We start from the raw sequence: 13,555 nt of genomic DNA, 5'->3' as shown, positions 1-13,555 counted from the left end.
AATGCGCCCCCTGCTTCATTCCCCGCCAAGGAGCCCGCCTTGTCAGCCTGCGATGACACTCAGGATGATCTGCTACCTGAAGCCCTGCGCTTTCGTTCTCCAACGCCACTGGTCGACATTGGCGCCAACCTTACCCATGAGAGCTTCGCCAAGGACCTCGACGCGACCCTGACAAGGGCCCGCCGTGCCGGCGTCGAGACGATGGTGCTGACAGGTACCGACCTGGCTCACGCACGCCAGGCCGCGGAGCTGGCAAAGCACCATCCGGGCCTTTACGCGACGGCAGGGGTGCACCCCCACCAAGCGAGCGAGTGGTCTACTGAGTTGGAAGCCGCCATGCGCGCCCTTCACCGGCTACCCGAGGTCGTCGCCGTAGGTGAGTGCGGGCTCGACTTCCATCGCAACTTCTCCACGCCTGCACAGCAGGAGGCTGCCTTCGAGGCGCAGCTAGCATTGTCGGTGGAATCAGGCCTCCCACTCTTTATCCATGAGCGAGACGCGGGTGAGCGGATGCGTGACATCCTGCGGGCATGGCGAGATGATATTCCACGGGCCGTGGTGCACTGCTTTACGGCCGATCGGGACACGCTGCACAGCTACCTCGATCTTGATCTGCATATCGGCCTGACCGGTTGGCTGTGCGATGAGCGCCGTGGCCACCACTTGCGCGACATGGTAGGCGACATTCCCGCCAATCGGCTGATGGTAGAGACCGACTGCCCCTACCTGCTGCCCCGTAACCTGCCAGCCAAGCTCAAGGGACGCCGCCATGAGCCGGCCCTGCTGCCATGGATCGTCCGTGAAATCGCTCATTGGCGTGGCGAAGATGAGGCCACACTGGCAGCCAGCAGCACCGCCACGGCGAGAACGTTCTTTGACCTCAAGGAGTCCTGACATGGGCGACATGCCTGCCTTTATCGCCGTAGAAACCGGCGGCGACGGTGACCTGCCCCTGGCGATCGCCTGGAGCCTGGATGACGGACGCATCAAGCACACCCTGATTCAGCCCGACGAGGATTGGCTTGATGCGGAGACCGTCTCGCTGGGTGACTACAGTCGTGAGGAGCTGGCCAGCATCGGCGTCAGCCCCCTCGACGTCATCCGGGAACTCGAGACCGATCACTTCAACGCGACCTTGCTTACTGCGGGCGTATTTGATGACGAGGCGGCCATTTCTCGCCTGTTCGACACCTACGGGCTGGACCCCTTCGTGGAGCTGGCTCCGGCAGAGACCCTTTACCCTGACCTGGACCCCGGTGAGTGGGCCAGAGCGCGCAATGAGCTGTTCGGTGAACTTGGCCTGGAGCCCATGCGCCCGGAGCAGGAGGTCGAAGTCATGCTGCACCTGCATCGCCGTCTCAGCGGTAGCTTCGACGACGAATAAGGCGACTCAGCTGATCGCTGGCTCCGGTACAAGCCGCTTGCGGCCACAGCGAATCGCCTCTGCCAGCCCCCTGCCCTCGAGATAGAACGCCTTCAGAGCCGCTTCAAATGCCGCGGCTCTGAGCGGCAACCCGTCACGGCAATAGCGCTCGGCGCGGGCAGCCACCCGCTGGGAAAAGGCTTCCCGATCAACCTCGACCTCTCCCAGGTTGTCGACGCTGACATGGAAGCTCAGTCCTGCCGCACGGCAAAACAAGCTTTCAAGGGCCTGAGGCGCCACCTCGACCTGTTCAAAGGCCTGTTGCTGGTGCTGGTCGCGCCCATCTGGCTCATACCAGTAGCCATAGTCCTCGAGCTGTCGCCGCCGGGCCCCGGCGATGCACCAATGGCTGACTTCATGCAGTACGCTGGCAAAAAAGCCGCGGGCAAAGATCACTCTGTGCCAAGGGGTATGCTCATCGGCAGGCAGATACAGGGGCTCATCTCCACCGCGTTCAAGGCGGGTCTGGAAAGACTCTGAAAACAGGCCATCGAACAGAGCGATGACATCTTCAAGGCGGTGCTCCACTGGGGCTCCTTGCAAAGGCGGTGATAGAAGGCTCGTCATGAACGTCCGGCGCTGCACCGGGCTACGGCAATGCCGCCAGGCGTGCAAGAATAACAAGACTCGGGAGAACGCCAAACCCGCAGGCTACGGCGATGCTGTGCCACAGCAGCTCGCTTCCACCCAGCTCAACCGTAGAGCGCGGTGCAGACCTATCACGCCATGCTGATGTCCTCTCGGCCGGCACTATGACCGAGTTCACTAAGGCGACGAAAACCTTAACGTTGTGCCAGCTGTTGTATGCCTAATTAGGTTGCACAAATTGCAACGAGGAGGCGCGCAATCACTTTGGCAGCAACGTCAAATTGCCATGCCACCGACACCGTCCCCGCCATCGCCGTTTCTGTCACCATGGCCGGGAGCCGCCCGGATCTGAGTACGGACGTCGGGCTACACTGCCCCTTATTACCGTGTCTAAAACCGGCCACAAGACCACTGGACACTCCAGCGCAACATCCATCAGACGCTCAACTCAGCCACTATCTGCTCAACCGAGCATTCGAGACGCAATAAGCAGGAAGAACCTTACAACTCCATGTCGTTATTCACCACAATTCTTGATAATACTGTCTCTTCACCTACGCCTCTCTCCTGATTGACTTAGCGCACATCTAGACACTCTGTTAGCATGATCTAAGAGATAGTACACGCATCAACTATCTCATAGCACTCGGTCACTATACTCATAATCACTGATATTCATCTTTAATATACCTCGCCACCAGAGGCTCATGATAAAGGCAACGATAGTGATTTTAGCGTCGCTTTCATTTTCATGAATGAATGCTTTTAATTTTCTAACTAACACGAATATTGATAGAAACGTACAGATGAGTTCGTGACGTCGGGGAGACCCTCACGTTAGACACATATTGATATCCATGAATGATAGCGTGGGAGAATCATGTTTGGTCATAGCTTCAATAATGACAGGCTAATAAAAAACATCCAGACAACGTGCTGAGAAGGGATATGAAACCTAATTCGGCTTTATCATTCATCCTGTCCCATAACAAACCCTCTATCGCTACTGGAGTAGTGTGATGAATCCATACGAAAATTTACCAGACAAAGCTTTCTGGAAGAAAATGGTAGCCGAGAGGTCAATGTTTGACTTATCTGATTTATGGTCACCAAAATTCAAAGTTTCTCGACAACACAGGGTTGTCACCTTTGGATCTTGCTTTGCACAACATATCGGGAGAGCTCTGGAGAGCCGAGGTTACCATTGGGTTTCGACTGAGAACCCACCGAAACGTCTTTCGGATGAAAGTGCAAGAAAGTACAACTACAACATCTTTTCAGCGAGAACCGGAAATATTTACACCACCTCACTACTCAAGCAATGGGTCGAGTGGGCGTTAGAAAAAAAAGGCGTGCCAGAAGAAATCTGGGAGAAAGACGGCCGCTTCTATGATCCCTTTCGACCAGCCATCGAGCCGCAGGGCTTCTGTAGTGAGGAAGAGTTAAGGCAATCCCGGAATCAGACCATAAGTTCATTCAGGGAATGCATTAAGACGTCGGATTTTTTTGTTTTTACACTGGGATTGACCGAAAGATGGCTCAATTCAAAGCATGGCTACGAGTATCCGATGTGTCCAGGTACTTCTGCAGGAATGTATCAAGAGGATGTCCACGCCTTTAGCAATCAAATATTCCATGAAGGAATCAAAAGCATGACCAAGTCGATGGAAATGATGCGTCAGGTCAATCCATCACTAAAATTCATATTAACCGTTTCTCCTGTTCCGCTGGTAGCAACAAACTCGAGTAACAATGTGCTGGTTGCAACGATGGAGTCCAAATCGATACTTCGTGCCGTGGCAGGACAGCTGGCCCGACAACGTCCCTATGTCGATTACTTCCCTTCTTATGAAATCATCAATAGCCCTGTGTTCAGAGGCGTCTTTTTCGAACCCAACCAGCGAAGTGTAAACCCGGCAGGGGTGCAATTCGTCATGAACCAATTTTTTCAATGTCAGCAGAAAAAATTTGGTAGTGAACTGTCCATGACAGACAGAAGCCAGCAAAGCGATGACATGGAACGCAGCGAACTGGTTTGTGAGGAAGAAATACTCGAAGCCTTTGGAGGCGAAGGATGAAAAGGAAGGTCTGCATTATAGGTAACAGCCACGCCGGCGCCTTGAAAAGAGCTTGGGACCTGGTGCCTGAATGGCATAGCGCTAACGAACTCACTTTTTTTGCTGCGCGAGCCAACGGGATGAGGCACCTTCACCTTAAGGGGCATACCCTTATTCCTCGTTCAAGGATGCTCAAGGAGTCCATCAGATTTACATCGGGTGGGCTAGACTCTATTAACGTCTCCGACTATGACACCTTCTTAATCTACGGACTTCAAATGGAGGCTTTTTTCATTGAGCCGGGTTCTTTTTTCTCGGCGGCCGTGATCAGACAGTCTTTGCTTGACAGTGTCGACAGCACTCTTTCCTTTAACATCTTGAAAATGATAAGAAGCGTAACAGACAAAAGTATATATATAGGGCATAGTCCTTTACTCACGATGAATAGCGATGAAGATTGGACTTATTCTTCAGAGGACTATCTTTCCGGGGTACGATTGATGAATGATGAAGTACTTTCCTCGTACTGCGCGACATTGATCGCTCAGCCTTCTGCGACCATCGTCAACGGCATCTTTACCAAGTCAGAATTTTTGAAGGGAAGTAAAAGGCTGTCTGTGGGGGACAACCGTGATGATCAGGTACATCCAGATCACGATGATCGGCACATGAACGACACATTTGGCAGAGAATGGCTGTCACATTTTTTCGAGCAGGTCTCAGCAGGAACATCCTATCGATCAGAGGGACGGAGTGCGAAAAGCTCCTCACACCGGCCAGCTGGGTAGATCCTGCTCCATCTGTCTGCGGATGGCACACTGCACCGAGCCTGCGGAAAACCGTCATCATGACGTGGGTCATTAACTGGAGCGCTGGCACTTGCAGGCTGAATTTTCACCTCAGCCTGCAATTACCACGAGAACTGACCGTTCAGAGAGGCTCCGCTAGAGGCGGATACCCTTGCGGCTATCTGCCATCAAGTCGACACTGTCGAGGTCATGGACGGCTGGCGTGCGGCTGCCTGTACGCCACCTTCGGCTCGCACCGAGGTTTGGCCAGCGGATAATGACCGATATTTGATACCTGCTGGATGAACGAGCACCTGCCACGTAAGGCTGCGCTGAGAAATGGTGCAGAGGCATACCGTCTTTTCCATTGATGTTCACAGCCAACGCCGCTGACAGGCGCCAGACTGGTGCATCGCTGATACACTCACACCATCTCCCATCGGCCGACAGCGCAGGATGCGGATAGCCAGGGCATGACGCCCGTTACCTTTTGCATGGAGCCTTAGATCGTGCGCCCTTTCCCCACTGGCCTTGGCGCCACGAGCCGGCGAGAAAGCTGGCCGCTTATTCGTCTTGCCCTTCCCATCTGCGGTGCTCAGCTGGCCCAGGCCGGAATGAGCGTGGTCGATATCATGATGACCGGCCGCCAGAGTGCTACCGACCTGGCGGCGGTGTCGGTGGGCGCCAGCCTGTGGATGCCACTGATGCTGTTCATGACAGGCACCCTGATGGGGCTGACGCCGATCGTCGCGCAGCTGATGGGAGGAGGACGTCAGGGCGGTATCCGGGCCAACGTTCATCAGGCCATGTGGGCAGGGCTGGGCCTTGGACTGGTCTCGGCGTTGCTGCTGAACCTGGCCGTGGCGCCCGTGTTCCACTGGATGGCAGTGCCTCCTGCGGTTGCCGAACGCGCCGCTGACTACGTCGGAGCCGTGGCATACGGTATGCCCGCCGTGGCCATCTTTCTGGCCCTCAGGGCCTTTTCAGACGGGATGAACCATACCCGACCCGCACTGTGGATCAGCCTGATCGGATTGGCCGTCAATATTCCCAGCAACTATGTGTTGATCTACGGCGGAGAAGGCCTGGTGCAGCTGTTGGGTCCGGCAACGCCAGACTGGCTAGCGACCTTGCCTGCTCTCGGTGCTCATGGTTGCGGCATTGCCACTGCCATTGCCATGTGGGTCATGACGCTGGCCATGGTTCGCTATACCCAGACAAGCCGGGCCTATGGCAGTGTTGAGCTGTGGCGCCAGCCAAGCCGGCCGGACCTGAAGTCGATGGCTGAGCTGCTTTATGTTGGGGTGCCCATTGGGGTCGCGATCTTTGTCGAGGTGACGCTTTTCACGCTGATTGCCTTGTTCGTCGCAAGCCTTGGAGAAATCGTGGTGGCAGCTCACCAGGTGGCGCTCAACTTCACTTCACTGCTGTTCATGCTGCCGCTTTCGTTGGGAATGGCGCTGACCGTTCGTGTCGGCAATGCCTTGGGAAGCGGCGATGCCCGTCTGGCCCGACTGGTCGCCTGGAATGGCATCCTGATCGCCCTGCTGGTGGCGCTGTTCAACAGTGCCGTCCTGTGGCTGTCCGCCGATCTGGTGGTCGGCCTGTATACCCACAACACCCAAGTACAGGCCCTGACGCTGTCACTGGTGGGCCTGGCCATGCTGTACCAGGTATCCGACTCGCTGCAGGTGGCACTGGCCGGTGCCTTGCGAGGCTACAAGGACACCAGAGTCATCATGTTCATCACCTTGCTGGCCTACTGGCTGGTCGGGCTGGGCGGTGGCCACCTGCTCGGCCGCTACGGTCTAGGAACCTGGCTGCCACCCCTGGGCGTCCATGGCTACTGGATCGGATTGATTGCCGGATTGACCGTGGCGGCGTTGCTGCTAGGGGAACGTTTTCGCGTCAAGGCCAGACAGGTAGCCCGCGCCAATATCGACATCGCCCCATGAAGGCATGCCGCCTGTTCGCCCTGCTGGCGGGGCTCGCTGTGTTGCTCTGTGGTTGCGGGCCGTCCCCTCTGGAGCGTGAGCTCATCACCTATCAGCACGAGCTTGCCGACGCCACTGGGCTATCAGCGCCAGAAACCAGCGATGTGCCGAATATCGGTGATTTCCCCGAGCGCCGGTCACTGACGCTGGAGATTCCAGAGGTCCGTGAAGGCCTGCTGGACGTTTTCGCCTTGCGTGGCTGTCACATCGCCAACCTGGTGGCCCAGCGCAACAACCAGCTTGGCAAGACCGCAGCACCGAGCCAGCACTGGCTCTACGAATTGCAGCTATGGCGACGGCTTGACCATTGCATGAACACCCCTGCCGTCGACTCGCTCAGTACGGAAGATCGCGAGCGCCTGGCCAGGCTGACCGAGACCAAGACCCGCCAGCTTCCCTTGGCCAGCTACAACGCCTTGGTCGCCTCTTCAGAGTGGGCAGGCAGTTTTTCACGCGCCAGTGCTGTACTGGACATTGACGAACTGACCGCCGTGGATGCTCAGCTACCCGCCTTGACCTACTTGACCCAGGCCGTAGATCGACAGTTCGACCATCAGTGGCAGCCTGACTCAGCCAAACTCGAGCAGGCGCTGAAAGTGCTCCGCGATCGTCCACTCAGCGCCGAACTCATGCGCACACTCCAGCTCGCCACGCTGCGGCTGAAAGAGGCCAACGGCCTGCTGGTAAGCGCGCTGGGCAACACCAGTCTGCCGCCCCGGGCGAGCTGTCCGCTGGCTGAGAAGACGCCCTCGGCGGATCTCCTGCTTCGACAGATGGAGCGTCTGCTACGTCAATCGCGACGCTGGTTTACCGCCATGGACCAGCTCCTGGATGCCCACCTAGAGGGCGCAGCCGAACTCCAGCGCTACCGCAGCCAGTGGCTCTCGCCCAGCGGCGCTGACACTCCGCTGGTGCGTTTCCGCGAGGTCTTGGACCACCACAGGCTACTGCGCCAGCAATGGGATCAACGCTGTGTGGGCGACAGGGACTTACGCTAGTCGATCAGTCTGTGCTATTGATGAGAACAGGGACGTAGAGCGCAGCGTCCGGCCTTCGCCGAGATGCACAGCCGTTAGCAAGCAGCCGCTGGAGGGAGATCATGGGCATTCCACTATCACCCCGCCCCGCTCGGGTCATCGACCTGGAAAGCATGCGCCAACGCCAACAGGCGCGTCGACGCCTGGTCAGGCTGGCGCCGGAGCTAGACGGTCTGGAAATGGTGTATCGGCTCGATGCACATCCTGACACCCTCTATGGCATGCCTATCCTCGCTTGGGGAATGCGAGAGAATGGCGACATTGTAGGCCTGGTACCCTGGATGGAGTCACTGACTCCCTGCGAACAGCTTGATGATCCAGACCATGGACACTTCGTCGGTTACCGGGATCCCGAAACGGAAGAGCTGTTCGATCAGCCACCGGAACACAAGGAGATGGAGCTTGCTCACGCGGCTGCCTACTTCGAATACGAAGACACCAGCGACACCACGCTCATCCAAACGCTACCTGACCACCAGGGAACCCATGCGCTGTGCATGGACGATGAGGGCGAGCCATGGCAGCTCAAGCAGGTCTTTGGCTGGCGCCTGTACAGTGACGGCACCATTGAAGCCTTGCTGGCTGACGAAGAACTGATTGAATCCGTACCCGTTCTGCCGGGCGACGCCTGCCTGTATCCCGGCCATAGCCGCCACAAGGTGGTCTACTTCTTTCAGCGCCAGATTGCCAACCGCATCCGTCAGGAAGACCCGGCAACGCTCGAGGCTCTGGCCATGATGGTCATGCCGGACGACGAGGATGACGTCGAATAAAGGCCCCATGCCCAGCACGGGGCGTCACCGTCGACGCCCCCTTCAAACAAGCGCGATGTCACAAGCCGGCGGAGCTGTCACCCAAGGCGAATAAAGTACCAGTGAGTGCCATCTTCCAGCGTGTGATGCTGCTGCAGATCGTGACCGAGAAACTGGCAAAATTTGGGCACATCACGCGTGGTGGCAGGATCCGTCGCAATCACCTTGAGCACCTCACCGGCCGTCATGTCACGCACCGCATTGTGCATCATCATGATGGGTTCGGGGCAAAACAGACCACTAGTGTCCAGCTCCTTATCGCTGGCGGGCAGGGCATCTACAGAATCCACCATCACTACCTCTGGGTTGGAGTAAAAGCATGATCAAGATCATCATCGAGCGACGTGTCATGCCGGGGTTGGAAGAAGAGTACGAACAAGCCGCCCGAGAAGCCATGCGCCAGTCACTTGGCGCCGATGGTTTCTTTGGGGGCGAAAGCCTCGTCGAACAAGGACGCTCGGACCGCCGACTGATGATTACCAAGTGGCGCGACCTGCGCGCCTGGAAAGCATGGTACACCAGCGAAGCCAGAGAACGCGTCATGCAGCAGGTACACCCCCTGCTCACCGAGGCCGAGACCGTCAGAATCTTCGAGCCCGCCTACTGATCTTTATCGAGTTGACCTTCACAGACCAGGCCTGAAAAGACCAGGCCTTCCTGTTCCAGGCCTTAATAGCATTGAGCTGCATGGACGACCGGCGTCGCCGCGGTATCGACGAGGCATTCAAGCGCAGCGCCACCAAGCGATACGTCTACGCAGGTATCTCAGCCGTACTGTTCTAAGCGATACGCACGTAGACCGTGACTTCTTCCCTGTCATGGTAGAGGTGGCGGCAACGTATCTCGGCCTTCACACCGGCCTCGTCAAGCTGATCGGCCAGGGTCGCCAGGCACAGCGATACCTCCTCCCAACGTTTTTTCATTGGCAGCTTGAGGTTGAAGACAGCTTCTCGACACCAGCGGTTTACCAGCCAGCGTTGCACCATGGCAATGACGCGTGTCGGCTTGTCGACGATGTCGCATACCAGCCAATCCAGGCGCATCGGCGGCTGCCACACGAAGCCGTCCTCTCGTAGATGCTCGACCATCCCAGACGCCATCAGTGTGTTATCCATCGGGCCATTGTCGATGGCATACACCTGCATCCCACGCTGTACGAGTTGCCAGGTCCAGCCACCGGGCGCAGCACCGAGGTCAGCGGCCTGCATTCCCTCCCCCAGACGTTCATCCCACTCATCTCTCGGGACAAATTCATGCCACGCTTCCTCGAGCTTCAAGGTCGAGCGGCTCGGAGCAGCATGAGGAAAACGTAGCCTGCGAATGCCTCCAGGAAACTCGCTTCGATTACCCGGAAAACTCATGGCCAGCTGCACGCGGTCACCGTCTCTCCAGACCAGGTGGAGGCGCCGCCCTCCCGCCTTTCGCCTCAGAGCACCACGCTTCTTCAAGCGCATCGTCAGGGGCCGCTCGAGCGCCTTGAGCAGGCTACTCAGTGCCTTGGCTTCATTGGTATCAGGCGTCTCCTGCCAGATGGACTCGAAACTCCAACCACAGGCTTTCAACTGCTCGAGGATGGCCGTCAGCCGGTCATCCCTGGACAATCTCAGCTCCGGCAACGCCAGCAGCGACTGCCTGGCAAACACCAGCTCATCAAACCGCAGCGACCGATGCAGGTCATTGGCCGGGTATCCGTCCGCCATGACGACCCTGACAAGCCCCTCCTCCATCAATGACTCGACGCTTGCCACCGTGGCATCGCGCCCGAGTCGGTCAGTCAGTTCGGCACACAGGTCAGGTTCAAAGCCTGGACGGCAGAAAAGCAGTATTTGGTCAGGCGTCATGAGTAAAGGTTCTCTTTCTCCAGGCAAGATCCGCCCGCCCCTTGGCGGACAGCTCGATATCCTTGAGCTGCACATTCAGCGCATTGGTGGAAATCACGACTTCCCACAGGGAAAACACCAGCGAAATCGATAGCGACACAAGGCTAATGCCGAACAGCAGCATTCCCAGCGGTGTCCAGCTGAGAAACAAGGCAAACATGGACAGGGTGCACAGCAGAAAGCTGAACACACCAGCTATCTGCATGCGCTTGGTCAACGAGATGCGCCGGCGCAACAGGCGAATCTGCGTGATGTGATCATCTTCACCGTCCTTCACCTGTTCCGCCAGCTTGCGTATCAATCCCGCCAGGGTCAAAAAGCGGTTGGTATACGCCAGCAGCAAGAGAGATATCGCAGGAAACAACAAGGCCGGCGTGGTCAGGTTCACGGTGAGCTCCAGAGCGTCGACGAAAGTCGATTATGGTAGCAGTCGGCACGCCCAACGACGAGCCATCTTGCACGTTCCACGCACCCTGATACATGGCCAAACGAAACGGCCCCCGACTCACGTCGAGGGCCGATTCTGGATAACACAAGTAGCGTCAGGCGACTTACCGAATACCTTGCTCTCGGGCCATTTCCAGCGCAGCACGCGGCGCCGTCCACAGGGTCGGCAGAAGTACCAGCGAGACGGGAATGGCAGTGATCACGATAAACTGCTGCAGGGCACTGATCTGACCGGCTCCCATGCGCAGAAGAATCGCTGCCATCAGCGCCATGGCGATACCCCAGAAGGCACGGACCATCGGATTAGGCTCGTCGTGACCGGCTCCCACGACCGAGATGGCGTAACTCATGGAGTCACCAGTGGTCGCAACGAAGATAGTGGTCAACAGCAGGATCGCCAGCGCCATTAACGTGCCACCCGGCAGTGCCTGAGCCACGGTCAGCGTCGCGACATCGAACTGAAAGTTGTTCAGCGCCTCGGTCAGGTCAATCGCTCCAGACAGCTGGTAGTAGATCCCGGAGCCGCCGAGCAGGGTGAACCACACCATGGTAGCCACCGGAGCCATGACCGCCACGGCCAGAATCATCTGCCGAATCGTCCTACCCCGTGAGATCCGTGCGACGAAGATCGCCATCAAGGGCCCGTAGCCGATAAACCAGGCAAAGAAGAACACCGTCCACCACTGCATCCACCAGTCAGGGGCGGTTTGGGTGGTCATGGTGGCCATCTCGAAGAAGGATCCCAGATAGCGACCCAACCCCTGAGTGAAAGCATCGGTCAGGAACAGCGTCGGCCCGAACAGGAAGATCGCCACTGCTATCGCCAGCGCCAGGAAGACGTTGAACCGGCTCAGCACCTGGATACCCTTGTGAATCCCGGTAACCGCCGATGTCACATAGACTGCCCCCAGGCCTGCCAGCACCATCAGCTGGGTGCCATAACCTTCACTGAAGCCGAACAGCTCGTGCAGGCCGAAGCTGACCTGAGTCGCGAGGAAGCCGATGGGACCTACCGTGCCGGCAACCACCGCAATCACACAGAGTGCGTCAACCAGACCACCCAACGGCCCCTGCATGACACGTTCGCCCAAGACTGGCGTCAACAGCGTTCGTGGCTGAAGGGGGAGTCCCTTGACGTAGTGGGCATGGGCCAGCACGACGGATGCCAGAGTGCCCAGCACTGCCCACGCCAGCAGCCCCCAGTGCATGAAAGACTGGGCGAGCGCACCTGCAATAGCGTCGACAGTTCCTGCTTCAGTATCGAAGGCCGGCGGTGTCACAACAAAGTGATAGACCGGCTCGCCGGCAGCAAAAAACACACCGCCCCCAGCCAGCAACGTGCACATGATCATCGACAGCCACTTGAAGGTGCTGATCTCAGGTGCATCCAGGTTGCCGATACGCGCCTTTGCGCTCGGACTTACCGCAATGCCGATGGCAATGAAGAATGTCGCCAGCAGGAGCAGCTGGAAGTAACTGCCCAGGGTCTTGGCTGTCCAGGCAAAGCCCGTCGAGATGCCATTGGCGACCATCTCAATGTCGTACAGCGACAAGGCAACAAAGCCCAGGATAAATCCCACACTTAGGATGAGAACGATGGGGTCGCCCAGCCGGGCGCTTGAAGACTTCCGCGTATCGGTGCTAGCGGTGGAATGACTCATGTCGTAGGTAGCGACAGACGACGAGGCGTCGGGCTGTCGGACTCTCCTTTCGGGAAAGATGAATGGCGCCCTGATGGGCATGAAGGAAGCACGGAGGATTCCGCGATTTCATGGCAGCTCTGTGGCTGAAGGGAAAGGATTCACCGCGCCTCATGCGCGGATCACATCCGGCGACACACCTGTAACGAGGTTCCAAGCGTGTCGTAAAAAGCATGACAATGTCGACGCCGCATGACCACCCCCTGAAGAGCGCGATGGTTCAACGCTTGAGTCTTTCTCCGGTCATGCCAGCATCCCACTGGCGGGGGATACGAACTCCGGGCGTCACATAAACAACAGCGCCCTCGCACGAAGGTGAGTCGCCCCGGCGCTCTCAACAAGGGCTGCAGCGAAGCTGCAAGGGGTGGCGAACGACGCGAGCCCGCCCTTGAGAAGGATCAGGCCGGACAGCGCCGAGGGAGCCATCGACCCGCACTCGTCTATGGGAAACGATCTTGACCTTGTGGAAAATCCCGATAGCCGCAGTGGTACTCGCAACCAGGCAGCTTGCCTCTCGCATGGGGGTGAGCCACCCCGAGCTTTTGCAGCGAAGCTGCAAGGGGTGGCGAACGACGCGAGCTTGCCCTTGAGAAGAGCCAGGCCGGACCGCGCCGAGGGGGTTATCGGCGCGGCCCCACACATAAAAAGCGGGGTCGACCCATGCGTACGAAAAACCCCGACTATCTCTCGATAATCGGGGTTCTTCTGAATAAATGCCTGACGATGACCTACTCTCGCATGGGGAGACCCCACACTACCATCGGCGCTGAGCGGTTTCACTTCTGAGTTCGGCAAGGGATCAGGTGGTTCCCACTCGCTATGGTCGTCA

At 57.8% G+C, this 13,555-nt stretch carries 13 protein-coding genes and 1 rRNA gene; 8 read left to right on the top strand and 6 right to left on the bottom strand.

Annotation, left to right across the window (positions count from 1 at the left end; all coding sequences use genetic code 11):
- Window positions 1-39: 39 nt before the first annotated feature.
- Window positions 40-894, top strand: a complete 855-nt coding sequence (locus tag KUV72_RS17675) for a TatD family hydrolase (RefSeq protein WP_261317553.1) — start codon at window positions 40-42, stop codon at window positions 892-894.
- Window position 895: 1 nt separating this feature from the next.
- Window positions 896-1,384: a hypothetical protein gene (locus tag KUV72_RS17670; protein ID WP_222239257.1), complete on the top strand. Its 489-nt coding sequence runs from the start codon at window positions 896-898 to the stop codon at window positions 1,382-1,384.
- A gap of 6 nt (window positions 1,385-1,390) precedes the next feature.
- Here KUV72_RS17670 and KUV72_RS17665 read toward each other — a convergent pair whose 3' ends face one another.
- Entirely contained in the window at window positions 1,391-1,951 is a 561-nt protein-coding gene (locus tag KUV72_RS17665; RefSeq protein WP_315857933.1) for an elongation factor P hydroxylase, read from the bottom strand.
- Between the two features lie 1,079 nt (window positions 1,952-3,030).
- On the opposite strand from KUV72_RS17665, the gene KUV72_RS17660 reads away from it, so the two are divergent.
- From KUV72_RS17660 to KUV72_RS17640, 5 genes are all read left to right on the top strand, one after another.
- Window positions 3,031-4,089 carry a GSCFA domain-containing protein gene (locus KUV72_RS17660; RefSeq protein WP_222239255.1) on the top strand — a complete coding sequence of 353 codons (1,059 nt, stop codon included), beginning with the start codon at window positions 3,031-3,033 and terminating at the stop codon, window positions 4,087-4,089.
- Entirely contained in the window at window positions 4,086-4,856 is a 771-nt protein-coding gene (locus KUV72_RS17655) for a hypothetical protein (RefSeq protein ID WP_222239254.1), read from the top strand. The genes KUV72_RS17660 and KUV72_RS17655 overlap by 4 nt, the downstream gene beginning before the upstream one ends.
- A 509-nt stretch (window positions 4,857-5,365) precedes the next feature.
- Window positions 5,366-6,811, top strand: coding sequence for an MATE family efflux transporter (locus tag KUV72_RS17650; protein WP_315857932.1), 1,446 nt, complete (start codon window positions 5,366-5,368; stop codon window positions 6,809-6,811).
- Complete coding sequence (locus tag KUV72_RS17645; protein WP_222239253.1) at window positions 6,808-7,848, top strand: DUF3080 family protein; 1,041 nt, start codon at window positions 6,808-6,810, stop codon at window positions 7,846-7,848. Before KUV72_RS17650 ends, KUV72_RS17645 begins: the two co-directional genes overlap by 4 nt.
- A gap of 101 nt (window positions 7,849-7,949) precedes the next feature.
- Window positions 7,950-8,660 (top strand): hypothetical protein, encoded by a 711-nt coding sequence (locus KUV72_RS17640; protein WP_206944495.1) that lies wholly within the window; start codon window positions 7,950-7,952, stop codon window positions 8,658-8,660.
- Window positions 8,661-8,737: 77 nt separating this feature from the next.
- On the opposite strand, the gene tusA is transcribed toward KUV72_RS17640, so the two are convergent.
- Complete coding sequence (tusA, locus tag KUV72_RS17635; protein WP_222239252.1) at window positions 8,738-8,992, bottom strand: sulfurtransferase TusA; 255 nt, start codon at window positions 8,990-8,992, stop codon at window positions 8,738-8,740.
- A gap of 26 nt (window positions 8,993-9,018) precedes the next feature.
- Here tusA and KUV72_RS17630 point away from each other — a divergent pair, with 26 nt between their 5' ends.
- A complete protein-coding gene (locus KUV72_RS17630; RefSeq protein ID WP_206944499.1) occupies window positions 9,019-9,306 on the top strand; it encodes an antibiotic biosynthesis monooxygenase family protein in 288 nt (95 codons plus the stop codon).
- Between the two features lie 172 nt (window positions 9,307-9,478).
- On the opposite strand, the gene rlmM is transcribed toward KUV72_RS17630, so the two are convergent.
- The 4 genes from rlmM to rrf form a co-directional block, all read right to left on the bottom strand.
- Entirely contained in the window at window positions 9,479-10,540 is a 1,062-nt protein-coding gene (rlmM, locus tag KUV72_RS17625; protein ID WP_222239251.1) for a 23S rRNA (cytidine(2498)-2'-O)-methyltransferase RlmM, read from the bottom strand.
- A complete protein-coding gene (locus KUV72_RS17620; protein WP_206944502.1) occupies window positions 10,530-10,967 on the bottom strand; it encodes a DUF2721 domain-containing protein in 438 nt (145 codons plus the stop codon). Before KUV72_RS17620 ends, rlmM begins: the two co-directional genes overlap by 11 nt.
- A 163-nt stretch (window positions 10,968-11,130) precedes the next feature.
- Window positions 11,131-12,687, bottom strand: a complete 1,557-nt coding sequence (locus tag KUV72_RS17615) for a BCCT family transporter (protein ID WP_222239250.1) — start codon at window positions 12,685-12,687, stop codon at window positions 11,131-11,133.
- A 754-nt stretch (window positions 12,688-13,441) separates the two neighbouring features.
- Window positions 13,442-13,555, bottom strand: a 5S ribosomal RNA gene (rrf, locus tag KUV72_RS17610); the annotation flags it as partial.

Source organism: Halomonas sp. DP4Y7-1, assembly GCF_019800705.1.
In the GTDB taxonomy this organism is placed as follows: Bacteria; Pseudomonadota; Gammaproteobacteria; order Pseudomonadales; family Halomonadaceae; genus Halomonas; species Halomonas litopenaei_A.
The sequence above is the reverse complement of the archived record's forward strand: the minus strand, read 5'-3'. Positions and strand labels throughout refer to the sequence as shown.

What these genes read in the sequence shown, in the direction of transcription:
- KUV72_RS17640 (WP_206944495.1), top strand. Translation starts at nt 7,950, where the DNA reads ATGGGCATTCCACTATCACCCCGCCCCGCTCGGGTCATCGACCTGGAA.
- KUV72_RS17660 (WP_222239255.1), top strand. Translation starts at nt 3,031, where the DNA reads ATGAATCCATACGAAAATTTACCAGACAAAGCTTTCTGGAAGAAAATG.
- KUV72_RS17645 (WP_222239253.1), top strand. Translation starts at nt 6,808, where the DNA reads ATGAAGGCATGCCGCCTGTTCGCCCTGCTGGCGGGGCTCGCTGTGTTG.
- KUV72_RS17630 (WP_206944499.1), top strand. Translation starts at nt 9,019, where the DNA reads ATGATCAAGATCATCATCGAGCGACGTGTCATGCCGGGGTTGGAAGAA.
- tusA (WP_222239252.1), bottom strand. Translation starts at nt 8,992, where the DNA reads ATGGTGGATTCTGTAGATGCCCTGCCCGCCAGCGATAAGGAGCTGGAC.
- KUV72_RS17670 (WP_222239257.1), top strand. Translation starts at nt 896, where the DNA reads ATGGGCGACATGCCTGCCTTTATCGCCGTAGAAACCGGCGGCGACGGT.
- KUV72_RS17615 (WP_222239250.1), bottom strand. Translation starts at nt 12,687, where the DNA reads ATGAGTCATTCCACCGCTAGCACCGATACGCGGAAGTCTTCAAGCGCC.
- KUV72_RS17655 (WP_222239254.1), top strand. Translation starts at nt 4,086, where the DNA reads ATGAAAAGGAAGGTCTGCATTATAGGTAACAGCCACGCCGGCGCCTTG.
- rlmM (WP_222239251.1), bottom strand. Translation starts at nt 10,540, where the DNA reads ATGACGCCTGACCAAATACTGCTTTTCTGCCGTCCAGGCTTTGAACCT.